This window comes from Sphingobacteruim zhuxiongii (assembly GCF_009557615.1).
Lineage (GTDB): Bacteria > Bacteroidota > Bacteroidia > Sphingobacteriales > Sphingobacteriaceae > Sphingobacterium > Sphingobacterium zhuxiongii.
The window spans coordinates 537,174-563,687 of the sequence record NZ_CP045652.1 but is presented as its reverse complement, the minus strand read 5'-3'; the positions used below and the strand labels follow the sequence as shown (position 1 = coordinate 563,687).

General features: G+C 38.8%; 24 protein-coding genes. 7 read left to right on the top strand and 17 right to left on the bottom strand.

Annotated elements, in window-relative coordinates; translation table 11 throughout:
* Positions 1-341 precede the first annotated feature (341 nt).
* Positions 342-1,085 carry a monofunctional biosynthetic peptidoglycan transglycosylase gene (mtgA, locus tag GFH32_RS02405; RefSeq protein ID WP_153509556.1) on the top strand — a complete coding sequence of 248 codons (744 nt, stop codon included), beginning with the start codon at positions 342-344 and terminating at the stop codon, positions 1,083-1,085.
* 21 nt (positions 1,086-1,106) lie between these two features.
* On the opposite strand, the gene GFH32_RS02400 is transcribed toward mtgA, so the two are convergent.
* From GFH32_RS02400 to GFH32_RS02370, 7 genes are all read right to left on the bottom strand, one after another.
* Positions 1,107-2,066 (bottom strand): isoaspartyl peptidase/L-asparaginase family protein, encoded by a 960-nt coding sequence (locus tag GFH32_RS02400; protein ID WP_228384198.1) that lies wholly within the window; start codon positions 2,064-2,066, stop codon positions 1,107-1,109.
* 187 nt (positions 2,067-2,253) lie between these two features.
* The gene (locus GFH32_RS02395; protein WP_153509554.1) at positions 2,254-3,585 is read right to left on the bottom strand and encodes a DUF5125 domain-containing protein; all 1,332 of its coding nucleotides are present in this window, start codon (positions 3,583-3,585) and stop codon (positions 2,254-2,256) included.
* The gene (locus GFH32_RS02390) at positions 3,582-5,072 is read right to left on the bottom strand and encodes a glycoside hydrolase family 30 protein (protein ID WP_153509553.1); all 1,491 of its coding nucleotides are present in this window, start codon (positions 5,070-5,072) and stop codon (positions 3,582-3,584) included. Before GFH32_RS02390 ends, GFH32_RS02395 begins: the two co-directional genes overlap by 4 nt.
* An 11-nt stretch (positions 5,073-5,083) precedes the next feature.
* A complete protein-coding gene (locus tag GFH32_RS02385) occupies positions 5,084-6,604 on the bottom strand; it encodes a RagB/SusD family nutrient uptake outer membrane protein (protein WP_153509552.1) in 1,521 nt (506 codons plus the stop codon).
* 18 nt (positions 6,605-6,622) lie between these two features.
* The gene (locus GFH32_RS02380; protein WP_153509551.1) at positions 6,623-9,601 is read right to left on the bottom strand and encodes a SusC/RagA family TonB-linked outer membrane protein; all 2,979 of its coding nucleotides are present in this window, start codon (positions 9,599-9,601) and stop codon (positions 6,623-6,625) included.
* Between the two features lie 195 nt (positions 9,602-9,796).
* Positions 9,797-11,395, bottom strand: coding sequence for a DUF6377 domain-containing protein (locus tag GFH32_RS02375; protein ID WP_153509550.1), 1,599 nt, complete (start codon positions 11,393-11,395; stop codon positions 9,797-9,799).
* 49 nt (positions 11,396-11,444) lie between these two features.
* Positions 11,445-11,852: an RNA-binding S4 domain-containing protein gene (locus GFH32_RS02370; protein ID WP_153509549.1), complete on the bottom strand. Its 408-nt coding sequence runs from the start codon at positions 11,850-11,852 to the stop codon at positions 11,445-11,447.
* 102 nt (positions 11,853-11,954) lie between these two features.
* On the opposite strand from GFH32_RS02370, the gene GFH32_RS02365 reads away from it, so the two are divergent.
* From GFH32_RS02365 to brnQ, 5 genes are all read left to right on the top strand, one after another.
* Positions 11,955-12,779, top strand: a complete 825-nt coding sequence (locus GFH32_RS02365) for a 2,3,4,5-tetrahydropyridine-2,6-dicarboxylate N-succinyltransferase (protein WP_194285664.1) — start codon at positions 11,955-11,957, stop codon at positions 12,777-12,779.
* 19 nt (positions 12,780-12,798) lie between these two features.
* Positions 12,799-13,377 (top strand): L-threonylcarbamoyladenylate synthase, encoded by a 579-nt coding sequence (locus tag GFH32_RS02360; RefSeq protein ID WP_153509548.1) that lies wholly within the window; start codon positions 12,799-12,801, stop codon positions 13,375-13,377.
* A 2-nt stretch (positions 13,378-13,379) separates the two neighbouring features.
* On the top strand, positions 13,380-13,859 hold the full coding sequence (locus GFH32_RS02355) for a DUF4920 domain-containing protein (protein ID WP_153509547.1): 480 nt from the start codon (positions 13,380-13,382) through the stop codon (positions 13,857-13,859).
* 102 nt (positions 13,860-13,961) lie between these two features.
* Positions 13,962-14,804 carry a dihydropteroate synthase gene (gene folP, locus GFH32_RS02350; RefSeq protein ID WP_153509546.1) on the top strand — a complete coding sequence of 281 codons (843 nt, stop codon included), beginning with the start codon at positions 13,962-13,964 and terminating at the stop codon, positions 14,802-14,804.
* 9 nt (positions 14,805-14,813) lie between these two features.
* Positions 14,814-16,109 carry a branched-chain amino acid transport system II carrier protein gene (gene brnQ, locus GFH32_RS02345; protein ID WP_202111205.1) on the top strand — a complete coding sequence of 432 codons (1,296 nt, stop codon included), beginning with the start codon at positions 14,814-14,816 and terminating at the stop codon, positions 16,107-16,109.
* A gap of 295 nt (positions 16,110-16,404) precedes the next feature.
* Here the strand turns inward: brnQ and metG are convergent, their stop codons facing one another.
* Positions 16,405-18,471, bottom strand: coding sequence for a methionine--tRNA ligase (gene metG, locus GFH32_RS02340; protein WP_153509544.1), 2,067 nt, complete (start codon positions 18,469-18,471; stop codon positions 16,405-16,407).
* A 149-nt stretch (positions 18,472-18,620) separates the two neighbouring features.
* On the opposite strand from metG, the gene GFH32_RS02335 reads away from it, so the two are divergent.
* On the top strand, positions 18,621-19,016 hold the full coding sequence (locus GFH32_RS02335) for a DoxX family protein (protein WP_153509543.1): 396 nt from the start codon (positions 18,621-18,623) through the stop codon (positions 19,014-19,016).
* Positions 19,017-19,054: 38 nt separating this feature from the next.
* Here the strand turns inward: GFH32_RS02335 and GFH32_RS02330 are convergent, their stop codons facing one another.
* Genes GFH32_RS02330 through GFH32_RS02290 form a run of 9 tightly spaced genes read right to left on the bottom strand, consistent with a single transcriptional unit; the run spans position 19,055 to position 26,489 of the window.
* Positions 19,055-19,516, bottom strand: coding sequence for an ABC transporter ATPase (locus GFH32_RS02330; protein ID WP_153509542.1), 462 nt, complete (start codon positions 19,514-19,516; stop codon positions 19,055-19,057).
* Positions 19,517-19,529: 13 nt separating this feature from the next.
* On the bottom strand, positions 19,530-20,072 hold the full coding sequence (locus GFH32_RS02325; protein ID WP_153509541.1) for a DUF420 domain-containing protein: 543 nt from the start codon (positions 20,070-20,072) through the stop codon (positions 19,530-19,532).
* Between the two features lies 1 nt (position 20,073).
* Positions 20,074-20,796, bottom strand: coding sequence for an SCO family protein (locus GFH32_RS02320; RefSeq protein ID WP_153509540.1), 723 nt, complete (start codon positions 20,794-20,796; stop codon positions 20,074-20,076).
* Positions 20,797-20,807: 11 nt separating this feature from the next.
* On the bottom strand, positions 20,808-21,185 hold the full coding sequence (locus GFH32_RS02315) for a cytochrome C oxidase subunit IV family protein (RefSeq protein ID WP_153509539.1): 378 nt from the start codon (positions 21,183-21,185) through the stop codon (positions 20,808-20,810).
* Positions 21,186-21,216: 31 nt separating this feature from the next.
* Positions 21,217-21,954, bottom strand: coding sequence for a cytochrome c oxidase subunit 3 (locus tag GFH32_RS02310; RefSeq protein WP_153509538.1), 738 nt, complete (start codon positions 21,952-21,954; stop codon positions 21,217-21,219).
* Positions 21,955-21,963: 9 nt separating this feature from the next.
* On the bottom strand, positions 21,964-22,566 hold the full coding sequence (locus GFH32_RS02305) for a cytochrome c oxidase subunit 3 (protein WP_228384197.1): 603 nt from the start codon (positions 22,564-22,566) through the stop codon (positions 21,964-21,966).
* 6 nt (positions 22,567-22,572) lie between these two features.
* The gene (gene cyoE, locus GFH32_RS02300; RefSeq protein ID WP_153509537.1) at positions 22,573-23,478 is read right to left on the bottom strand and encodes a heme o synthase; all 906 of its coding nucleotides are present in this window, start codon (positions 23,476-23,478) and stop codon (positions 22,573-22,575) included.
* Positions 23,479-23,492: 14 nt separating this feature from the next.
* Positions 23,493-24,563, bottom strand: coding sequence for a COX15/CtaA family protein (locus GFH32_RS02295; protein WP_153512983.1), 1,071 nt, complete (start codon positions 24,561-24,563; stop codon positions 23,493-23,495).
* 54 nt (positions 24,564-24,617) lie between these two features.
* Positions 24,618-26,489: a cytochrome c oxidase subunit I gene (locus GFH32_RS02290; protein ID WP_153509536.1), complete on the bottom strand. Its 1,872-nt coding sequence runs from the start codon at positions 26,487-26,489 to the stop codon at positions 24,618-24,620.
* Positions 26,490-26,514: the final 25 nt, after the last annotated feature.

Genomic DNA, 26,514 nt, shown 5'->3' with positions numbered 1-26,514 from the left:
CTGTAAAAATAGCAGAATTGTGTCGATTTGCCAAACAATCAGACAGGAGATAATAGCCGCTAGCTAAAAGCCTTTCGAATGCTAAATAAGCAGGTCTGAATCAAGTATTCGAGCTCGGTTGGCTTGTGTTGAAACTCAAATGCAGATGTTCCTAAGTTCGTCCCATGAAAATTGAAATCAATGGGTTAAGGTACGATAGAAGTACGAATGAGCTATGCTTAAGCAATGAAAAAAAAACAGTTTGGAGACAAACGATTTCAAATCACAAAATTGAGGAAGTTTAATGTTTATGACATGGAAATTAAAAAATACCTATTAGCTTTGCATTAAAATTAGTGCAGATGGCTATTAAGCGTTCGACAAAGACGAATAAAAAAAAGCAAAGCAAACCAACAACCGGCTCCGTCTTAACAAGAAAGATTCTTCCTTGGGTTCTAAAGGGCATATTAGCCTTTTTTGTGATGACTATTTTATGGGTCATTGTTTTACGCTTCATTAATCCTCCGATAACTTATTTGATGCTTCAGCGCGGATTCGAGCGAAAAGAAGCGGGTAAGGATTGGAAAATTGAGCGATCTTGGTTATCCTACGAAGACATGTCGGATAATTTGAAGCGTGCTGCTTTAGCAGGCGAGGATGCCCATTTTATGACGCACAATGGTTTCGACACGGATGCCATTAAGAAAGCATTTGAGAAAAATCAGGAAGGTAAAAAATTACGTGGAGGAAGCACAATAAGTCAACAAACCGCAAAGAATGTTTTTCTGTGGCCAGAGCGATCGTGGCTTCGAAAAGGCTTAGAGACTTACTTCACTGGTTTAATCGAGTTATTCTGGAGTAAAAAGCGGATTCTCGAAGTTTATTTAAATGTTATTGAAATGGGGCAAGGCGTATATGGGGCCGAAGCTGCATCGCAATACTATTTTCATAAATCGGGAAAAAGTCTGACAAAGAAGGAGGCTGCGTTGATCATTGCTATTCTACCGAGTCCACAAAAATGGGATGCTCGACGTCCTTCAGCGTATATTAATCGCAGAGCAAATAGTATTGTCCGGTATTTAAATTACTATAAAATCCCGGAGTAAATCCAAATTGTTTAGTATTCCCTATTTATAGATTTCAACCTTTATCGTACCGTCTTTCGATACCGTACCGCGATACATTCCTTCGGTATTAAATGGCATTGCGATTTTCCCATTGCGGTCTAAGGCAATTAAACCACCGTCACCGCCCATTGCAGCGATACGTTCAATAACTTGAGCAGCAGCGTCGGTCACATTGCTTTTCGCATATTTCATCCTTGCCGCCAGGTCATAAGCAGCGTTGGAACGAATGAAAAACTCGCCCCATCCCGTACACGAAACCGCAACAGTCTGATTGTCGGCATATGTCCCAGCACCGATAATTGGAGAATCGCCAATGCGTCCGAATTTCTTGTTCGTCATACCTCCTGTAGAAGTCGCTGCCGCAAGATTCCCGGATTTATCCAATGCAACAGCTCCCACCGTTCCAAATTTCTCGTCCTTCACAAAAGGCGCAATTGTAGTTTGTGGATTGGAATGATCCAATTCGGTTTTCTCGGCATCTCTTTTTAAAATATTTTGTAATGCGTCAAAGCGGGATTTTGTCCAGAAGTACGATGGATCCACAATTGTCAAACCTACCGCTTTAGCAAAAGCATCCGCCCCGTCTCCTGCCATCATCACATGTTCTGATTTTTCCATCACTGCTCGGGCAGCAGAGATTGGATTTTTTATGGTCCGAACACCGGCAACGGCTCCTGCTTTTAATGTCTTACCATCCATAATGGAAGCATCGAGTTCATTCTTTCCATCATGGGTAAACACTGCACCTTTCCCCGCATTGAAGAGAGGTGAGTCTTCCATAACACGTACTGCTGCTTCAACCGCATCCAAGCTCGATTGTCCACGCTCGATAAGCTTATATCCACTTTGTAATGCCTCAGTCATAACAGCAATATAGGCGCGTTCTAAGGAATCCGTCATGTTTTTTTTCAGAATTGTCCCCGCTCCTCCGTGTATCACCAAGACATAGGATGTTTCCATTTTTTTCTGTGCAAAACTGATCTTTGACAGACAAATTAATCCTAGTATAGAAAAGAAATAATAGACTAATCGAGATTTCATAAATATTAGACTTTGCGCTCAAGTTAGTAGTTTTTTCATAAAAAAATGAGCCGTTTTTAAGAAACGGCTCATTGAGGAAAAATAAACAAAGTGTTTATATGTCTTCTTATTGTTTAGTCACTGTTAAGACGCCTTTATCATTGCCTGCAGACAGGTCTACGACGAAGGTATAGGTTGCACCAGCTTCCAATTGTTTTCCGGTCAAAATTCCTAAGTTTCCAGAATCACGTCCGTTCGTACCGTTCCCAACAAAGATTATGTCGCTTGTCGTAGAGATCGCGTTGCCTCCAAACTCACCGCCCCATCCTTTCTGATGGAAGAATTTGAAATTAATGGAATTCGCTTTAATGGTTGTACCTGCGACAACTGTTACTTGGTATTTCTTCCCGCCAATTGGTGCTAAACATAAAGCTTTGTCTGTATTCCAACCGACCTCATTGCTCGTCACATTTGGTTTTCCGATACCTTCACCGATAATCCAGATTGCCCCCGTTCCGTCAGCATTCAACGAAGCTAAATTTGAACCGTTCATCGCTCCAACAATGAAGTATTTCTTCTTCAGATCGGAAGTGATACGGTATTTACCTTTTGCAGCATTAAAAAATAATTTATCCCCATCCTTACGGATATAATCAGAATCAATCCACCAACTGTCTAAGCCAACTAATCCTTCAAACGTCAACTCCTGATCTTTATCTAACTCCACATCAATGCTATACACATCATCTGCGATTAAATTCATATCCTCGCCGTTTAGCTTGTAAGATATAAAAGGACTTCCAAGATAGGTCAGCGTATTAAAGCTAATTGGATAAACGCCTTCGATAATATTGGAGAAAGGTATTTGCGCCGTCAAGCCCTCACTAATTCCATCACCATCCCAACCGAACTGAACCACATTTCCGTTCGCACCAAATGCGGGTGCTTCAATATAGCCACTTATTTTCGTTGAGAAATTGTCTGATACTTCATATTGATTGGGTCCTTTACGCAACATTTTGTAGGTTTTCCCTTCGACAATTAGATTTAAGAAAGGGAAATCAGGACGGCTAAGTGGTAAATCCACTAAAACCTCCGTCTTCGTTAGTTCAATGTTTTGCAAAGTAAAACGCAATGTTGCTGTACCGTTCGGTACATTTTTCAAGAATGGCGCGAAGAGTTTCCCTTGATAGTCACCATATTCTTTGGTACGTATAATTTGTGATGCAACGACGTCTTCGCTGTATAGCAACTCCACTTTTAAGGTAGAAAGATTGACGCCCTGATCTGCGACTTTGACGTGATAGCTAATGCTATCTGCAAAGAAGGCTGCCGTAGGTTTACTAACTACTTCAATTGTCGGACTACCACCACCGGTAGGCACAATTAGTTCATCTTTACAGCCCACGATAATGGAGAGTAAAAACAATAAATAGGTATAATTGATCAATTTTCTCATGGCTTCCAAGTATAAGATACAACAGAACTAGCAGGTGCTTCATAGCTAAAATGGTTCTTTCCATCGCTTAGCGTTATACGACTTGCTTCGCCAGAATCGTTCAACAATACAAAGGCAAAGCTGCCATCAGAATTTTTGAAAGCTGAGTACGCCAGACCAATAGCGTTGTAACCTTCCGTAGCGATACGAACGGCTCCAGGCTTTACAACTGATGACAGGTGCCCTATTATATAGTAGTGTGAGTTTTTGCGAATAGTTTTGTAATCGTGTTTGCTGATATCAACCGCACCGTAACAAGTTTGGCATCCGCCCTCCCGATTAGGCCCTTTATCTGTATCCAACATTAAGTTCCATACGATTACTCCTCTAGCCCAGTTATTAACAGTACCTAGCGCTACTTCACGCATATCTTCGGGTAATCGCTTGGCTAAATTATTTCCATCGTTCCAAGTACCTATTGAAGTTTCTGTAAAAACCAACTCTTTGTTTGGTGCTTTCGCATGGATATCTAATAATTCCTTCTTATCACCGCCGTAGTTATGGTAGGCCGCCCCTGCGAAGAACGCAGCAGCAACCGCATCTTCGTATATTTTTGCGGGATAATCTTGCTGATCTGCCATATCATCATAATTGTAGTTATGATCAAAAGCGTAGATTTTAGTACTCAATCCGGCAGCTTTTAATTTCGGCCCTAAAGCTGTTTTAACAAATGCTAATTGCTCTTGCCAAAACATGACCATCGATGCTGAATTCTTATGGTTTAATGGCTCATTTTGAGGGGTAATGGAATAAATCTTAATCCCTTGTGCAGCCATCGCTTGGATCCATTTCACGAAATAGGTTCCGTAATCTTGATAATATTTAGGATTTAAGTGTCCTCCAGTCCAAGAATCGTAGGCTTGAAGATCCGACAAATTATTCACCTTCATCCATAAAGGTGCCGTCCATGGAGATCCCATGATTTTGATGCTTGGATTAATCGCTAAAATTTCTTTCAATACTGGAATTACATATTTTAATTCCTCTTCTTGCAAAGCAAAATTGGCAATGCCTGGTTTGTCATTTAACGTATATTCACTTAATGAAAAGTCAGAACATCCAATTGCGATACGAATATAGCTTTGGCCCATTCCTTCGGTCGGCGAAAACGTCTCTGTTAAAAATTTCGTGCGATCAGCCGCCGTCATTTTTAATAAATTATATGCTGTAGAACCAGTAATTGCTGAACCAAAGCCATCCATCGTTTGATACTTCGTGCCTTCAACGAGTTTAATCGTCTTTGGCGACATATTGGAAGTCTTACTGAAGTTTACGAACGTTTTTTCAAAATCATGACTCAAAGACGCCGTTGTCGTAAAGATTTTAACATCTCCAGATTGCGGACCTTGAGGCTGCTCAGGTGTCACATTAACGGCATCATTGCCACATGCGATTAGTACTGAGCTATATATGGTTCCAAATAATAATAGTTTCTTTAGATTAAACATAGTGTAGAATTTTAATAACCTGGGTTTTGATTAATTTTAGGATTCTGATCGATTATACCCTGAGGTATAGGCATCTTATAAGAATTCTCTGTAAAAGGGTAAATTTGAGGCTTGCGACCTGAATCTTTCGCAAAAACGCTGTTCATCACAGATTCAACTTTGTTTAAGCGAACTAAATCAAACCAACGCTCTCCTTCAAATGCTAGTTCTAATCGTCTTTCCTTTAGAACGGCTTCCAACATAGCCTCTTTATTTCCTCGGACACTACTTGCTAATTTTGAAAGCTTCACACGCGCTCTAACTTTATCAATAATCTCTGCAGCAGCAGATAAATTCGCTGAATTGCCCATAACTAACGCTTCCGCTTTTAATAGTAGAATGTCAGCATATCGATATTTAATAATGTTACTAAATGCAGAACGTGTCTTATACATAAAAGGGTAGTTGCTCGAAGGATAGTAATTGCTCCAACCTGTTTGGTAATAAACAATTGATTCATTCGCACGAATTTGATCGTTCTCCGTTTGAAAAGCTTTAATAAGATCGCGTGATGGGGTTATCCATTTTGCCCAAGTAAAATTGCTATCCCAATTTGATAAATCGCGCCCGAACATCCATGTTACCCAGTTTCCATTTCCCTGCGAATAATGTGCTTCTAAGATTGATTCCCGTGTATTTCGTTTTTTAGGATCTGCCGAACCTTCAACTACGCCAAATAAATCGGTGTAATCAGCCTCTAGATCAAACCCATCTGCAGCAAGATCATCTGCATATTGAACAACCTTTGCATAATCGCGTAAAGGTTTTTCTGCATAAACTTTTGCTAAAATAGCTTTGGCTACCGATTTAGAAAGCTTCGTCTTATCACTACTGTTATTGGAAGGAGCATAAGGTATAGCTTCAGTTAAATCTTTAACAATCTGCTCATAAGCCTCCTTCTCCGTTTTTTGTTCTGGGAAATAATCGTCATAAACATCTTCTAAAGTCTCTTCTGTAATATCTCCTCCTACCGTGGTTGTGATGGGAATGTTTCCCCATAATCGAACCATATCGAACATAATCATGGCGCGGAAAATTTTCGCCTCCGCTTTATATTGATTACGTAGCGCCGTCGTCAAGGATTGATCGGTCACTGAATCAATATTGACTATTAAAACATTTGCTCGTCCAATATCCTCCATAAATCTTCGCCAATCGCGTTCTATCACAGAATTCGAACCCTCGATACCGTTGTTCTCAAATGGCATTACTTCTGCGCCTGTAGTTCCCGCATATGCATTATCTGCGTGCGACTCAGCAATTAGAAGCTGATCCATATACCAATGTTCTTGTCTGTCACGCAGTTGATTGTAGATTGTAGTCATTTGATTATCTACAGCAGCCTTATCTTTGAATACAACTGTTTTCCCCTCGCTATTGACACCTTCAGTCACATCGGAATATCCGTCCAATGGATCTTTATCCAAAGAACAGCTAGTTACCAGAGCGACAGACCCTAGCACTAACAATATATATTTGAAATATCTTTTCATCTTTAACACATTTAAATCCTAGAACTCCATGCTTAAACCGACAACAAATGATTTGGCCTGCGGATAAGTTCCCCAGTCAATCCCTTGAATTGCCCCGTTATTTCCCCATTGATTTACCTCTGGATCGAAACCCGTATATTTCGTCAAGGTAAATAGGTTAGTCGCAGAAATAAACGGCTGTAACTTACTGATGCCAGCTCTACCTAAAGCTTCTGACTTAATATTGTAAGACAGCGCAACGTTCTTTAAACGTAAGTAACTTCCGTCCTCAACAAAATAGGTGGAGTTTAACATATTAAACCCTGCCTTCGGTACGTCCGTCACCTGCCCAGGTACTCTCCAACGCTGTAAAACCGCTACTGTTTGGTTTTTCCCATCGTACATACCTTCGGTTTCCATACGAGAGGCGTTGAATATATCATTGCCCTGGGATCCTTGAATAAATAAGCTTAGGTTAAAACCTTTATAGGATAAATCGTTCGTGAATCCATAAGTGAACTTTGGATTTGGATTTCCAATGTATGTACGATCAGACACCGACAATCGACCATCGTTATTTAAATCTCTATATTTTAACTCTCCTGTCTCCGGATCAACGCCATCGCTGATATAACCAAAAAAGCTACTCATTGGACGCCCAGGTGTATTACGAACGACGTTAGCATTGACAAAATCAGAAGTTTTCGCTCCATCATAAATTTGTTGGAAGTCTAAATGCTCCAATCTATTCTTGTTGAAGGAAATATTAAAGTTTGTGCTCCACTTGAAATCATCGCGAAGAATATTCTTGCTATTCACATTCAGTTCAAACCCACGGTTACTCATTTCGGCTTCATTTCGACGAATAGAACTCGCAAAGGACTGTCCCTCTGGCAAACTGATATAGGTGAGCATATCTGTCGTATACTTATAATAGTAATCCATATTGACAGTTAATCGCTGTTGGAAAGCCGTAAAGTCTAAACCAATATTTGTTTGGGTTGTCGTTTCCCAAGTCAAATCGCGTGTTCTTAAATTTGCAGGATTTACCGTTGCTAATGCATTCTGTTGGTTTTCAAGCCACCATTCAATTCGACGGATATTATATTGCATTAAATAAGAATAATCACCAATACCCGACTGATTACCTGTTTTACCCCAACCACCGCGGATTTTTAAATCGTTTATCCAACTGATATCTTGCATAAACTCTTCCGACGATAAACGCCATGCTGCTGAGAACGACGGGAAATACTTCCATCTGTTTTCAGGGCTTAATTTTGACGAACCATCGCCTCGGAAATTGGCAGTTATTAAGTATTTACCATCATAATTATAAGATAAACGGCTAAAGTAGGACATGGTCGCCCAATCAGACGCTCCAGAACCTGTATTATCCCATGCTATTTTATTGGCTACATTCAGCGTTTGAATGAGATCATTGCGGAAGTGTGATGCATTTATATAACTGTTCGTATAATCTGAATTAATCCATGAACTACCGACCATCGCCTCTACGTTGTGTAGATTGAATGATTTAGTGTATGTTAACACATTATCAAATGTCAATACGGTATTCATATTACGACCATCGAATGCTAACCCACGATTCTCCCGACCCCATGCTGTAGAATACGGATCTAAGAACTGTGTATTTAAACCATTCCTGCGATCAAGCGCAAAAGATGTTTTGAATTGCAATTCCGGCATGAATTTCACCAAGGCACTTCCTGCCGCTAATAAACGGTTCTCACGATCTCTATTGTTCTTACTTCTAGCCATATTTTCTAACGGACTAGTAATGTTATTAATCCCGTAGAATTGGTTGAAATATTGATTTGGAAGATATGGATCCCAGATTGGCGCATATGTCGGCGTATTGATTACCGATAAGACCGTACCACCACGGTTTGATCCTAGTCCTTCAGAAACTCCGTTACGGTTATTATCCGTGTAAGAGATGTTCGCATTAACGGTTAACCAAGTACGAATATTGTTTTCAATGTTAGCTCTGAAACTATAACGTCTGAAAAAAGCAGTATTCAAAATTCCTTTTTCGTTTAAATAGCCACCAGATAAGAAGTACTTTAATTTCTCAGTTCCATCAGATACCGATACCTGATAATTTTGCGTCACACCGTTTCGGAATGCTTCATCAAACCAATTGGTTTGATCAGTCAAATTTATAGGAAGGTTAACGACTCCAACTTCATCCATTAATTCTTTGTATTGCGCCGTGTTCAAAGGCTCAATTTTGCTGGTAATTTTGTTTTGAGTCGTCTGTAAATTTAGGCCTATTTTAGCGTCTCCAGCACGTCCCTTTTTTGTCGTAATTAAGACTACTCCGTTCGCTCCCATCGACCCGTAAATGGCAGCGGAAGACGCGTCTTTCAGGATTTGCATATCTATAATATCCGTCGGCGCTAGGAAGTCTATATTATCAACAGGTATACCATCGACAACGTATGTAGGATTATTACTTCCATTCATGGAAGTGGTACCGCGAATACGAATAGCGGTGCCTCCCCCCGGAGCACCGCTAGGTTGAGTCACAGTAACCCCAGCAGCACGTCCCTGAATAGCTTGCGCAGCATTCACTATAGGACGCTCGTTCATATCTTCTAATGATACAGAAGATATTGCCGTGGTCACATCTTTACGTTTAACTGACCCGTATCCAATGACTACGACATCTTCTAAAGCGTTCGTCGATGCTGTTAAGCTAATGGTCATTTCCCCTGACTGTGCGATGACCTCTTTGTTGTCGTACCCAATATAAGATACACGAAGTCTTGCGCCATTTGAAACTCCGTTCAATGAGAATCGACCTTCTCCATCAGATGAAGATTTGATCTCTCCGCCAATGACCGAAATCGTTGCCCCAGCAATAGGCTCCTGGGATATTGCGTCTATTACTCGTCCTTGAATTGCGATACTACTCTGCGCATATGCAAGCGTACCCAGTATCGAAAACAGGAATAAGAATAGACCAAATGTTACTTTTGTAAAAAGCTTCATAGGATGTATAATTGTTTGTGGGTTAAAAATAACTTAGGTGAGTTTCCTCAAGAACAAATGTAGATAGCAATTTCACAAGTTTCGCTGCTTTTTCACTACGCGTGCGAAAAAAGTAAACAAACATCAAAACAAAGCGCTTGAATATCAGTTTTTTAATACAAATAATTGACCGATAAAAGTAACCCAGTTGTTAGGCTAAATATGTAGATTTCCGATGCTTTTGATGCTTTCCTCAAAGTCTTCTTTGGATCCGACGACTTTGTTTCTAACTTTCACTCGATAATTATAAACGGTACGTAGGGAATATCTAAGGAAGCGAGCAATCTTATTGGAATCAGAAATTCCAAGACGAATAAGGGCGAAGATTCGCAGTTCAGAATTGAGCAATTCATCCTGTTTCAAAACGATGCGTTCATCTTCTTTAAGTAGTTTGTTGAAGTCCTGAATAAATGTCGGAAAGAGATTTAGAAAAATAATATCAAAGTTATGATAGAGATCATCGAGTTCAGTCTTAATAAAATCTGGAGATTTCAACTCTTTCGTTAGTTCATCATACTGTTTATTGGAAAGCTTCTTGAGTATTCCTTTTCGGCTAGAGTCCAACTTATCGATGTAGGATGAGCAGAGTTCAAAAAACTGCGCCATATACTCCTCTTTTAGGTGGTTCGCTTCTTGAAGGTCTCGATTGGTTGCCAAAAGTTGATCATTTAAAATGAAAAGCTCTACGTTCAGTTTTTTCAAATCTCGACGTACCACCTTTAGATGCTTCATCTGTTGATAGACAACCACTAAAACTATAAAGAGCAAGACTGATAGTATACTAATCACATACAGTAATCCCTCTAATTGATTTTTCCGCTCCAACTCCTTTTCTTGAAATGCCGAATTAATGATTGGATAAAAGGCTGAATTTTCAACGGTACGGAATCGTACATTACAAAATATCGCATCTTCGACAGCTTTCTGTATAAAAACATAAGCCATATCGATGTTATCTTTTTCAAAATAAGCTAAAGCAAGGCTCTGCAAGGATGCATTGTCGCGAATAGTATTTTTGATATCCGTCAATGCCGACAATCCGAAATAATAAATTTGACCATCAATATTATTACGCTGTTTGTAGATCAAACCTATTAGATAGGCGACTACAGCACGCTCTCGATTTGTTTCGTTCAACTCCGACAAAAGCTGCCGTAATTCGGCCTCTGCCGAAGAGTCATTGTTTCCAAACAAATTCTTCGTCGCAATCGCTAAGCGATATTCGTATGAATCTTTTGGTAATATATGAAGCAACGAATCTCTGTATCGCTCACTCGCCATGAAGTAATCGTGAAAATTCGTACTTTGACCATAATGCGAATAGAAATCAGAATAGGTTCGATAATAGTTTCTCAACTGATTTGTCGATAATTTCGTCCGTGGAATCTTTTGAAGAATTTCATTCGATTCAATAAAGCGACCTGCGTAAGAATATAGGCCAGCTAACTGAATCGACGACTCAAATTGTAGCTCCATGTCCTGGAGGCTATTTGCTAATTGTTGATTCGCTGAAACGTATCGTATTGCAGAGTCAATTTGATAAGACTCGTAAGCATGAAATAAAGCGGTTTGAACTTCATAGCGTTCCTGGTCATTATTGGCTTGTCTTAACTTGGATTTTAGTTGATTGAGTTGTTCAACTTTATCTCTGTCGAAAGCAGTTTTTCGACTCAGCGTTTTCTTTAATTCTCTTTCTATGGAATCTAAAGGAAATTTCTGATTTTTTATCTGTGAAAAAACACAGGAATAGGACATAACTATCAAAAGACAGTTAAGCAAAACAAGGATGCTTATTTTATGAAGCTTACTTCTCATCTTCAGTTTCCCACCAATCACTCTTGAGATCATCAATCTCTCGACGGTCTCGTTTTGTTGGTCTACCTGTTCCGCGATCTCGCTTCAACATTGGCGCATGGAAAGTTGACTTGAAAGCATATGTTTCTTCTTCTGGCGTACGATCTTCATAGAATTGTACAGCAGTCTTTGCGTCTACACGACGATCTAATAGGCCTGTCACAAAGATAACTTTGCGCTCAATTCCTTTCTGTATTTGATATGTTTCCCCGATTTTGACAACATAGGAAGGCTTCACATTCTGTCCATTAAGCTTTACACGGCCGGCTTTACATGCCTCCGTAGCTAAACTGCGTGTCTTAAAAATACGAATCGCCCATAAATATTTATCGATCCTTAATTTCTCTGCTTCTGCCATTTAACAAAAATATACATATCTTCTTAATTTTAGCCAATTTTGACATACATCTCGGCAAAAATCTCCATATTTGTGATTAACAAAATTTAGTTTATTATACATATGATCGATTGCACAATCCTTAAAAAACTTGTTGAAGAAGCTTGGGAAAACAGACAATTATTAGAATATAAAGAATATTACGAAGCGATTGAGTTTGTTATTCAGCATCTAGATAAAGGCGAGTTGCGCGTAGCTGAACCGATGGGAGAAACTTGGTTCGTAAATGACTGGATTAAGAAAGCCGTAATTTTATACTTCCCAATTCGCAATATGGAAGTCATTAAGAACGAGCCTTTCGTATACCACGATAAGATGAAGTTGAAAACTAATTACAAAGAATTAGGTGTTCGTGTCGTTCCTGGTGCGTCTGCACGTTATGGTGCTTTCTTAGCAAAAGGTGTGATTATGATGCCTTCTTATGTAAATATCGGAGCTTATGTTGGTGAGGGAACCATGGTTGATACCTGGGCGACCGTAGGATCATGTGCTCAAATTGGTAAAAATGTACACTTAAGTGGAGGTGTTGGAATCGGCGGTGTATTAGAACCTGTTCAAGCTGCTCCAGTTATCATTGAAGACAACGTATTTGTAGGTTCTAGAGCTATTGTTGTAGAAGGTGTTCGTGTGGAAGAAGAAGCAGTATTAGGTGCGAATGTTGTTTTAACAGCATCGACTAAAATTATTGATGTTTCAGGTGCAGAACCAATTGAATATAAAGGTTATGTTCCTGCTCGCTCTGTTGTAATTCCAGGATCGTATACAAAGAAATTCCCAGCTGGTGAATACCAAGTTCCATGTGCAATTATCATCGGACAACGTAAAGAATCAACAGACAAGAAAACTTCATTAAACGATGCTTTACGTGATCACAACGTAGCCGTATAATCGAAATAGTAAAAATAGAATGAGAATTCCGTACGATAAAGATGATATGAAGCAGGCTTTAGATACACTAAAGTCTGGTGGTATTATCTTGTACCCGACAGATACAATCTGGGGTCTTGGTTGCGATGCAACCAATCCAGAGGCTGTGGAAATGATCTTTGCATTGAAGGGCCGCGATAAGGGGAAGAGCATGATTGTTTTGTTAGGAAATGATTATCAACTTGAAGGGTATGTTCAAGAGGTTCCAGAAGTTGCCTATCAATTGATTGAGGTTGCAGATCGACCATTGACGATTATCTACCAAAAAGCAAAAAACTTAGCACCCAATGTTGTTGCTGAAGATGGAAGTATTGGTATACGTGTTGTTCGTCATCCATTTTGCGAGGAATTGATTCAACGCTTTCGCAAGCCAATTGTTTCTACCTCAGCAAATCTATCAGGTGAACCTTCAGCACAAAACTTCGTTGAGATTTCTGAAGAAATCAAAGACGGTGTTGATTATATTGTACAATATGGACAGTCTGATTTAAGTAAACATCAAGCTTCAACAATAATGAAGATCGATGGAAGCGGAAAGTTTGAATTTATTCGAAAATAGATATGAAAAAGTTATTAGCATTTGTAGTTTTCGTATTTGCCTTGGCGAGTATAAGCCAGGCGCAAAGCAAGATCCAACCGGCAAAAGTTGGAGTTAACTACGGTAAAAAGATCGAGAAAAGTGGAGCTGTTTCAGTTAAGAAACTAGAATCCAACTTGAGTAAGAGCAAAACTTTTGAAGGTAAAATCGAAGGACAAGTTGTCCAAGTTTGCAAGAAAAAGGGCTGTTTCTTAACACTGAAGCGAGAAGGTGATCAAGACCCGATTATGGTTCGCTTTACTGATTACGCCTACTTTGTTCCAGAAGACTTAGTTGGAAAGACAGTTGTTGTTGAAGGGAAAGCAAAAGTTAAAGAAACTACTGTTGAATGGCAAAAGCACTATGCGGAAGACATGGGAAAAAGTAAAGAAGAGATTGCCAAAATCAACAAGCCTAAACAAGACATCTCTGTTGTTGCAGATGCTGTACTTGTCGTAAAATAATCCTTTTTTATCAAGGCATGAATATGAGCCCTAAGCTATTAGGGCTCATAATTTATTAATTTAGTTACCCATTTCCTCTTGTTATTAATCTCTCCCTGACATATGCCCATCTTTCAGACCTCTCCTTCTCAAAGTATCAATCTATCTGGTCATCTAATGACTTTCGAGCGCCCAAGAATCATGGGAATACTCAATTTGACACCGGACAGCTTTTTTGATGGCGGAAAATATACTCAGCTTGACTCCGCAATAAAACGTGCAAAACAAATATTAGACGAGGGAGCTGATATTATCGATATTGGAGCTTATTCGACACGTCCTGGTGCAAAGCCAATTGGTGCTGCGGAGGAAATCGAACGCGCAGTCCCTATTATAGAACAAATCGTGCGGGAATATCCTCAGGCAATTATTTCTATCGACACGTTTCGAGCTGATGTAGCAGAGGCTTGTGTTGTAGCTGGCGCAAATATCATCAATGATGTATCTGGTGGTACTCTGGATTCCCGAATGTTTGAAACAGTAGCTAAATTGAAAGTACCCTACATCCTAATGCATATGCGAGGCACTCCACAAACCATGCAAGAGTTGACGCAGTATGACGACGTTGTAAATGAGGTTGCTTACTTTTTAGGCGAACGTATTGCGCAATTGAGAGAATTGGGTGTGAAAGATATCATTCTAGATCCGGGTTACGGTTTTGCGAAAACCATTGATCAGAATTATGATTTACTACTTCGCGTGAATGAACTCCATTATTTCGGACTACCAATCTTAGGTGGCATTTCTCGTAAGTCAATGATTTATAAAAAACTGCATAGTACTGCAGACCAAGTATTGACTGGAACGACCGCACTAAACACATTGCTTCTTGAACGTGGCGTGCAAATATTAAGAGTGCACGACGTCAAGGAAGCCAAACAATTAGTTGATTTATTTTTTATTTAACCCCATATTTTGAAGAAGACCGGAGATATCGTTACTATCGGATTTGCACTTTTCGCCATGTTTTTTGGAGCTGGCAACCTTTTATTACCCCCTTTTATTGGTCTACAAGTCGGAAACCATGTTTGGCTTACAATCTTAGCATTCGGACTCACAGGCATTCTACTTCCATTCTTTGGAATCCTATCTATTGTAAATTCTGGAGACACATTTAATGATCTTGGAAATCGAATAAACAAAGGCATTGCACCAGTACTTGGAACCATCATAATGCTCTGTATTGGGCCGCTCATTGCGATTCCTAGAACAGCGGCTACGACCTTTGAAGTTGGAGTTCTTCCTTCCTTTCCTAATAGTAGCCCAATTTGGACTTCGATTATATTCTTTGCTGTTACTTGGTTATTGACTATTAAGCCCTCTAAAGTCGTCGACATCATTGGAAACATATTAACCCCTCTATTGCTTGTTTTGCTCTTAGGGCTCATTGGTATCGGCGTATTCGCCCCAATTTCCGAATATAATACACAATCCTTAGATGCATCGCAGTCCTTTACTTTGGGCTTCACAGAAGGCTACCAAACACTTGACGTACTAGCATCAGTCATTTTTGCAGGGATAATTATCACTGCAGCAAAAACAAAAGGTTACAGTAGCGTTAGAGCAAAAAATCAAGTGGTTATTGCATCAGGCCTACTCTCTGCGATATGTTTATTCCTGATTTATGGTGGATTAATTCAATTGGGAGCCACGTCAGGTATCAGCGATTTAACGGTTAAACGTTCTGAGCTTCTGATACATATTTCGAAAGCCTTAATGGGCCACTACGGTATGATTGCTATTGCTTTGAGTATTGCATTAGCTTGTTTAACAACAGCAATTGCCCTCACATCAGCCGTAGGAACTTTCTTCTCGCAATTAACACAGAACAGGCTATCCTATAAAGCCTTAGTTACGGGCTGCTGTATTGTATCCTGTTTACTATCCATTACAGGTGTCGATAACATCATATCATTTGCTTATCCAGTATTGATTTTCGTATACCCGATCGTAATTACATTGGTGTTGTACACCGTATTCTTTGGCACTTTTATTAAACATAAACTCCCTTATATTGGAGCACTAATCGCATCGACGATTATCGCTTCATTTAATCTATTAAAGTTTCTAGGTTTACTTAATGAACATACGCTAAGGATTCTAAACGAGATTCCATTCTTCGCTTATGAGCTTGGATGGGTGGTCCCATCAGCACTATTCTTTCTTATATTCTTAGTGATTGATAAAACTATAGAAAAAAGAGATTCATAAAATAAAAAATCCTGAGGCGGGGAACCTCAGGATTTTACCAAACCAATTATTAACCTAAATTATGAAATTTTTACTCTTTTACTTTTGCTTTAATACATAAACGCAATTGCTATGCCTTTCGTCTCAAAGGATATCTGAATTAACAAATTTTAACAAGAGATCCATTAAATACAGTCTATCTGGTACATTGAGATGACATAATCACACTTTTATTTCAACGAACATCAATCAGTGTAATAAAAAAGGCCGCTCTAACAGAACGGCCTTTCATATATAATTTTGTTTTATATTTTAACTAGCGAACCCCGCTACCAACAGAAATATCCGATGTTGGATTCACGAAATCAAGACGCCCATCGGCATCTTCTGCCATCAGAATCATACCTTGCGATTGGATTCCCTTAATTTCTCTAGGTTCTAAATTCACTAAAATTGACACTTGCTTGCCCACAATCTCTTCAGGTTGGAAATACTCCGCAATACCAGAAACAACTGTACGCTTATCAATCCCTGTGTCTATTGTAAGTTTCAATAGTTTTTTCGTCTTTGCAATTTTCTCCGCCGTTAAGATACGCCCTACACGGATATCCATTTTAACGAAATCATCAAAAGAAACATTTGCCTTTTGGGGAGCTTTAGGTGCAGCTAACGCATTTGTCGCTTTCGCTTGAGCCAATTTGTTTAATTGGAATTCGACTTGCTCATCCGTAATTTTATCAAATAATAGTTGGGTTTCTCCTAACTCATGACCTGCTGATAATAAATCTGCATTCCCAGCTGCTGACCAATCTCTTTGTGCTAGATTCAACATCTCAAATATTCTAGTACTTGTAAATGGTAAGAATGGTTGCCCTAATACGGCTAAGTTTGCAACAATTTGTCCTGCAACAAACAATACCGTTTTAACGCGCTCTTCATCTGTCTTAAATACTTTCCAAGGTTCTTCATCAGCTAAGTATTTATTCCCAAGACGTGCAGCATTCATAAATTGTGCTAATGCTTCACGGAATCTATATTGTGATAAGGACTGTTTAATTAAATCTGGGAAAGTCGCTAATTCATTTAATACGGCTTGATCAGCATCCGTTAATGCGGATCCCATTAATACCTTACCGTCAAAATACTTATGTGATAACACCATTACGCGGTTAACGAAGTTACCGAAAATGGCAACCAATTCGTTATTGACACGTGCTTGAAAATCCTTCCAAGTAAACTCGCTATCAGACGTTTCCGGAAGAATTGAGGTTAACATATAACGAAGCTCATCCTGTTTTCCAGGGAATTCTTCCAAATATTCATGTAACCAAACAGCATGGTTTCTAGATGTTGATAATTTATCTCCTTCTAAGTTTAGGAATTCATTCGCAGGAACATTCTCGGGCAAGATATAATCACCATGTGCATGAAGTATTGCAGGAAAGATGATGCAATGGAAAACGATATTATCTTTACCAATAAAGTGGATCAACGTAGACTCATTTTCAGCATTCGCCTGTTTCTTCCAGTATAACCCCCAATCTTTGCCTTCATCTATCGCCCATTGCTTGGTCGCAGAAATATATCCTATTGGAGCATCAAGCCAAACATACAATTTCTTGCCTTCTGCCTCTGCCAAAGGAACATCTACCCCCCAGTCTAAGTCACGGGTCATTGAACGCGGTTGTAAACCTGATTTCAACCAAGACTGACATTGTCCAAATACATTAGACTTTAGAACATTCTTCTTGCCCTCAATTAACCATTGTTCTAACCAAGGCTGATATTTATCCAAAGGTAGATACCAGTGCTTTGTTTCTTTAAGAATCGGTGTCTTTCCACTCAACGTTGATTTAGGATTAATTAAATCCGTCGGATTAAGCGAGGTTCCACACTTTTCACATTGATCACCATACGCTCCTTCATTTCCACAATGTGGACAGGTTCCCACGATATAACGATCGGCAAGGAATTGATGATATTCTTCATCATAATACTGCTCAGAAAAGCGCTCAACAAACTCTCCTTTCTCATATAAGTTCAAAAAGAACTCTTGAGAAAGTTGATGATGAATTGGCTCAGAAGTACGATGGTAAATATTAAAAGAAATACCGAATTGCTCGAAGCTTTCTTTGATCTGTTGATTGTATTTGTCAATAATCTGCTGAGGCGTCACCCCCTCTTTCTTCGCTTTAATGGTGATTGCAGCTCCGTGCTCATCAGACCCACAGACATAAACAACATCCTTATTGTTTAGGCGTAAAAAGCGAACGAATATATCTCCAGGAATGTAAGCCCCTGCAAGGTGGCCAATATGTAAAGGACCATTAGCGTAAGGTAATGCCGACGTAATGGTATAGCGTTGTTTATTAAAAATATCCAATGTGAACTGCTGATTAAAATTTTAAAAAATATACTGCTACGTACATTACAAAGATACGTCAAAATGTACTATTCCAATGCATCTCAGCACTATTAGCTATAAAAAATCAGTATATTGGGATTAGATTTTTAAATAAAAGAGTAAAAAACATGCGTTATTCAAAAACAGATATCGGCTTATTGATTATCCGTGTAGTCATTGGTGCTAGCATGATGGCATTCCATGGTCTCCCTAAATTAATGGGCGGCGTCGACACTTGGACAAAGATCGGTCAATCCATGCAAAACATTGGAATCAACTTTCTCCCTACTGTATGGGGGTTTTCAGCAGGCTTTACGGAAACAGTAGCGTCCTTTCTACTCATCCTTGGACTTTGGACACGTCCAGCCTCATGGTTATTAGCATTTACAATGCTTGTAGCCGCAGTAATGCACTTCAGTAAGGGCGATGGATTATCAGGCGCATCACATGCGCTAGAGTTCCTTGCTATTTATGTCGCATTCGGAATTATGGGACCGGGAAAAATAAGCATAGATAAGAAATAAAAAAAGAGAGCCTTTCACGTGTGAAAGGCTCTCTTTTTTTATTTCTTAAATACAGTAGCGTGCCAGCTATCCTTAAATGGTATTTCCCATTTTGATGACAACTCTTCTGCTTGCTGAATAAGATTGTTGAAAACAATCGTATCTTCTTTAATCACTCCTTCTTTATACAAGGCTTCGAATACATCACGAGAAACAAGCTGTATATGTCCGTCGATGTCTCGATAGGAAATTAACATTCTATTGAATAGGTCTATCTGTAAATCCGATTCAATCTTCTTTAACAAGTGCACCGATTTATCAATTGAACAGCCTGTGGTTTGCGCCAAAGCTTCGTCAACTGTCAAAATCACAAATAAGTTATACTTAATCTCTGCAGTACCTGCTAACTGACTTCCATGCGCAGTCCATTCCGCAACAAAATCTTTTAATTCTGCTTGCGCTAGTTCCAACTCTGGTTGAGTAAAAAAGCGGTTGGCTTGATATATCCAAATCTTCTTCATATTCCTTCTCTTGTTAGTGCGTGTAATAAGGCGATATCATCAGATAAACAATCACACCTGTTACAGCAACATACAACCACATCGGGTATGTTATTCGTGCAAGCTGTTTATGACGCTCATAGGCCCCTGCAATACCTCTTACAAAAGTAAATAAGACAAAAGGAATAATTATCACAGATAACACGATATGTGTAATCAGAATGAAATAGTATACATATCGAATTGTTCCTTCACCAAGGTACTTTGTAGACTCTGAGGTCATATGGTATGCCACATACATTACAAGAAATAATGCCGAACAAACCATACATAGCTTAATCAAATTCTCATGTAACTTTACATTGCCTTTTTTTATTGCTGCAACAGCAACAAATAAAAGTACTGCTGTTATTCCATTGATTGTCGCGTAAATTGGAGGAAGAAAACCTAGAGGTTCTACATCAAAACCCAAACGTTTCAAATTAACTCCAAAAAGTGCAGCTACAGCTAAAGGAATTATAATAGACAAGGTCCATATAACGCCTTTATATTTCTTCTCTTCTTCTGTCATTGCCATCTTACTTCCTTTCAACTTTAAGTGGATTATTTCTTATTTCTTCAACCAATTGAACTTTAATCTCATCTTCCAATCGAGCAGTTTCTGTTTTCAAACTAATATCATAGATACCGCGAATTCGACGCTTAGAATCAAGTAACACGAAATTACTACCTATAATATAACGACTACTATCCGTATGATTAACCATCCCCTCGATAAGCAATTGCTCTCTTGCATAACTTAAGATGTCCTCTTTAGGCTTAAATACCACAAACCAATTGGGATTTACAATCTTGTTATAGGGAAGAATTTGACGTTCCAAATCTGCTTTGGTATCCCGGGGATCAACACTAATCGAATAAAGCCTAACTTTTGGATTTTCTTTAAATCGCTCAGCTATACTGCTCAGATCATGAATCAGCTGTTTCGAAAGTGCCGAATCACGAGAATAAAACAAATGAACGACAGAGATGATCGTATCAGATTTTAGAAACGGTACTTCGTTTCCATTCAAATCAACTAAATCAAGTGGTTTAACTTGGTGAAAGACAGTATCAGGAATCTCTCTTCCCATTACCCTATTCATCTTACCTGAGAGGCTCTTTTCACCGAAAACTGGCAATTTAACGTACTCATTGGAGCCCATACTATTAACCAGTATATATAAAAATCCTGGCACAAATAAAACAAGTGCCAGGATTATTAATTTTGATATGTTCTTAGAACGAGTATTTTTACTCATTACAAGCTTTCTTATTTATGAGGAAATAGTGGCTGGTGAGTCATAGCCCCGTGTAAGAAATCACCTTCTGTAAGCATTAAGATGATAAAATACACAATAAATAAAAACACCACGCTACAGCAGATTATAAATCCTGATTTCTCAAATTTCAAGTGCATAAAGAATGCAACAATATAAAATGCTTTAACAAGTGTAAGCGCAATATAAATCACATTCACTAACATTCCTTTTTGAAGAATACCCCAGTGATGTACAAATCCTAATGCGATTAAGAACTCTAAGGCAGTTAATGCTAATAAGATGAAGAATACGGACCAGATACGTTTTTTATCCATGCCCTCTTCATGTCCGTGCGCATCGTGTGCTGCAATATGATCGTGATTACTCATTATATCTTTGTTATAAATATTAGTCCAAAAATTAGATTAAATAGAAGAAGGTAAATACGAATACCCATACTAAGTCTACAAAGTGCCAGTAAAGACCAACTTTCTCAACCATCAAATATGTACCTCTTCTTTCAAATGTATTGTTTAAAGTCATCGATAGAATGATGATATTCAACAAAATACCGATAGATACGTGGAATCCGTGAAATCCTGTAATCGTAAAGAATAAGTTAGAGAATTGTAACGCTGCAGTGTAAGATATTTCTTTTGTAAAGTATGGTTGCAATGCATTCACAATAGCATCAGGATCAGTTAAACCACTTGCTGGGTTACGACCAAACCAAAAACCTTGATGATGTAAGTGACTCCATTCGATAGCCTGACAGCCTACGAAACATAAACCACCTAAGATTGTCCATAACATCCATTTTACGACTTCATGTTTCGAATTACGGTGTCCAGCTTCTACAGCTAAAACCATCGTCACAGAAGACATAATCAAAATAAAAGTCATGATACCCACGAATACTAGTGGTTGACCTGACTCAGCGATTCCAGGGATAGATTGGAAGATCTTATCTGCGTCAATCCAAGTAGGTTGAGCGAACTTTTGAGCACCATAATAGATTAAGAATGCAGAAAATGTAAATGCATCCGACACTAAGAAAAACCACATCATGATTTTTCCGTACTCCAAATTCCATGGAGATTTACCTCCGCTCCAAGGGCCCTCTTTTACCTTATCCAATTGCGATACTGTTGTACTCATTGTTTAGTGTTATTGATTCAAAAGTAAGAAAACATAAATATATATCCATAATAGATCTAGAAAATGCCAAAAAATAGCGGCAATTTCCATCCGGAATAGATTATTGATATAAGGGATGTTCTTAAAGACTCCTAAAAGACATCTCACTAATACCAAGATTCCAGCAATAATGTGCGCCAAGTGTAAACCTGTGAACACAAAAATAAACGACTGTGACGCATTGTTATTCACAAACGTGATCTTTCTTGCGTTAAAAACCTCCCAGGCATTTACTTGTAGAACCAAGAAAATAATACCAAGTACGATCGTAACGATCAAAAACATCTTTTGCTTTGCAAAATTCTGTGCTTTCGCAGCGTTATAAGCTAAGTGCATCGTCAAACTACTAAGCACAATAGCCGCAGTACTATAGATAAAAACATAAGGAAGGATAGTTTTGATTCCTTTATCCACTCCACTCGCTGTATATACTATAAAACCGCTGGAAAGAGCTGCAAACATCATAAACATACCAATCATTCCAAGCCATAAGTTGAACTTCTTAGCTTTTCTTGATTTTACTGCTTCTTCGCTTAACAAACTCTGATTATCCATTGTTAAATTCAATTCCATTTAAACTTAAAAAGGTTTAAAATCTAATAATAAGATCAACTGTGTGATCGGTAAATAAGCAAAAGATGTAAACATAATTCGCTTTGCAGTACTAATTTCCATTTTCTGAAGATGTTGGATACCGTACCAGGTAAACATCAATGCGCCTATGAGCGAAACTATTGTAAAGATCCAACCTCCAAAACCAAAGTACATCGGTAGAAAACCTACGGGGATCATTAATGCTGCTGAAATAAAAATCATCCAAGCAGAACCTTTATCTTTCCTTGTAGTTGGCAACAGTCTAAAACCAGCACGCTTATAATCATCATCTGCAACCCATGCAATTGCCCAAAAATGAGGAAATTGCCAGAAAAACTGTATTACAAACAACACCAACGGCGTAATAACAACTGCCTTTTCACTTACCGCTGCATAAGCCAAACCAAAACCAGACGATTCAAAAGCAGCATAATAACCAATCAATGGTGGTAATGCGCCCGGAATAGCTCCTACCCAAACTGCAATGGGTGATTTCTGCTTTAGAGGCGTATATACAAAGGCGTATAAAAAAATAGAAAACACCGAAATTAGACCAGCAATGAAATTCAAATTAACTAAAACAAGCGTTCCAGCAATTCCCATAAACACGCTAAGTACTAAAGCTTGCCCGTTAGTCATACGACCAGATGGCAAAGGTCTATCCATCGTGCGCTCCATCAGTTTATCCAAATCACGTTCAATGATTTCGTTAAAACCATTTGCTGCACCCGTCACTAAGAATCCTCCGATGGTAAGCAACGCCCAATTAAACCAGATTATATCACCTTGTTGGGTAGCCCCAATTAAAAAGGAAATTGAAGCTGAGAAAACTACCGTTAAAGTAAGTCTTAACTTAACAAGCTTGTTAAAATCTGAAATAAATTCCTTCATAATGAATATATATCCTAAACCGCCGAGTTACTCAAAGCTCTTTGCTTTGGTTTACTCACAAGTAGCATTAAATAATACTGTGCTCCGAAGAACAAAGTAGCAACTACGAGATGCACTGTCTGTGCAACGGCAGGAACATGAAACCTCGCTAAAATAATTCCTGTTAACATTTGTATACATACTAGTACAAATGCAATTAAGGCAAATCGATATTGTTGACTTGACTGAACATAAACCGATCTTGTTTTAAAAAAAAGATAGGCAGTAATCGCAAGTGTAACATATGCCAATACTCGATGGATATGATAATTTGAACCAATTGAATCGATCCAAGTATCACGTTCTATTTGCTGAGCATTTAGGTGGTCTATCGCTTCTCTTACTTCCGTTCCATAAACTACTTGAATAACCAAGAGAACAATGGAAACAATCGATAAGACAAAAATACGACGATCACTTGAGTTTGACTGCAACATGGACTGATCACGAAATGTTACCGCTAGAAAATAAGTATGAATACTTATACAAACAATAACGATCGCCAATAACATGTGCACGGTAATAACCCAAGGCGTCAAATTCGTGGAAACCACAATAGATCCTAACCAGGCTTGTATAACAACGACAACAAGATTAAGAACGCTCCATACTGTTATGGACTTTTTCTTTTTCCAATAGGTAAAAGAATAAATAGCTGAAAATAACAAGCAGAAACCAGCGACCACACCTGTCAAACGATTCAAATATTCTGTCCAAGTCTTTACAGGGTTAAACTCTTCATGCTGATGTATTGTTTCATCATGTCGAATCTGATCTGCAAGTTCCTTGTATCCAAAAAACTCAATCATGTTGGCAAAGCGCGTGTTTTTCTTAATTCGTCCATCCACATAATGTTGCTCATAGCCAGCTGGCAATTGCGAAATATCTGTCGGTGGAATAATTCGATTAAAACACTTAGGCCAATCCGGACAGCCCATTCCTGAACCTGTACTACGGACAATTCCGCCTGCTGTAATCACTAAAAAAAGAACGAAGATCGTAATCTTTGTTGCGCGAATAAATCGCTTCTCAGCTGATGGGAACATCAATATCCCTCCCTTTACAAAAATTTATCGTATAAAAGAGAGGTAGGTTTGAACCTACCCTTCTGATTCTCTGTTATGCTCTTTGTCATATACACGTTGAGCAGCAATTCCATCTTCATTACCTTCCCAATCGTGGATCATATTTGAACTCATCGTTTGAGAATGTGGAACGTCTTGAGGAATAAAGTCAACGTCATGACCTGGCTTACTATAGTCATATGGCCAACGGTATACTGTAGGAATCTCTCCTGGCCAGTTTCCGTGGATATGTTCTACAGGTGTAGTCCATTCTAATGTATTTGAATTCCAAGGGTTCTGAGGAGCACGTTTTCCACACCAGATCGATGCGAAGAAGTTCCATAAGAAAGCAATCTGACCAACAGCCGAAACAATTGCAGCCCAAGTAACCAAAATATTAACCGATACCCATTTCTCCATGAAAGGGAACTCAGTGAAAGCGTAGTAACGACGAGGAACACCGTCAATACCCATAAAGTGCATTGGGAAAAATACAAGGTATGCACCGATGAAAGTCAACCAGAAGTGGAAATAACCTAAACGATCATCCATCATACGTCCAAACATTTTTGGATACCAGTGATAAACACCACATAACATACCAAAAATAGATGCAGAACCCATTACTAAGTGGAAGTGAGCTACAACGAAGTAAGTATCATGTAGGTTAATGTCTAATGCTGCATTACCCAAATATAAACCCGTTAAACCACCAGATACGAAGAACGATACCATACCGATAGCGAACAACATTGCCGGTGTAAAACGAATATTACCGCGCCACAATGTCGCGATGTAGTTAAATGCTTTTACAGCGGAAGGAACCGCGATAATCAATGTCGTAATCATGAACACACCACCTAAGAACGGACTCATACCCGTTACAAACATGTGGTGACCCCATACGATAAATGATAATACAGTAATACCTACTAAAGAGTAAACCATCGCATGGTAACCAAAGATTGGTTTACGTGAATTCGTAGAGATTACTTCTGAAGTTAAACCTAATGCAGGCATAACAACGATATATACCTCAGGGTGACCTAAGAACCAGAATAAGTGTTGGAATAAAATAGGTGAACCACCTTCATTTGGAAGAATGTTACCACCAACAACTAAATCTGATAAATAAAATGAAGTACCAACTGAACGGTCAAAAAACAATAATACTACTGCGGAAACTAATACCGGGAACGATAATAAACCAACAATAGCCGTTAGGAAGAAAGCCCAAATTGTTAAAGGCATTTTCCATAATTCCATCCCTTTTGTACGCATATTCAATACCGTACTGATGTAGTTAACACCACCCAATACCTGAGAAGCGATGAATAAGGTCATACTAACCAACCATAATGTCATCCCTAATCCAGATCCAGGGATCGCTGTAGGAACAGCAGATAAAGGAGGATAAATTGTCCAACCTGCAGATGCGGGACCACTTTCTACGAAGAAAGATGCGATCATAATCACACATGCAGTGAAGAAAAACCAGTAAGAAAGCATGTTCATCAATGGCGATGCCATATCACGTGCTCCTAATTGGTAAGGAATTAATAAGTTACTGAATGTACCGGATAAACCTGCTGTTAATACGAAGAAAACCATCATCGTACCGTGAATGGTAACCAATGAAAGGAAGAAGTCTGGTCTAATACGACCACCTTCAGCCCATTTGCCTAAGAAAACTTCCAAAATTGGAAACTCAGCATCTGGCCATGCAAGTTGAATACGGAATAAGATCGACAAAAGCATGGCAAATACTGCCATCACAATACCTGTGATCAAAAATTGCTTTGCAATCATCTTGTGATCTTGGCTGAAGACATACTTCGTCAAGAACGTCTCATGATGGTGATCATGACCGTGATGAGCTGCGTCGTGCGATATAACTGTAGTTGACATATTCTAATATAAATTCTCTCTATTC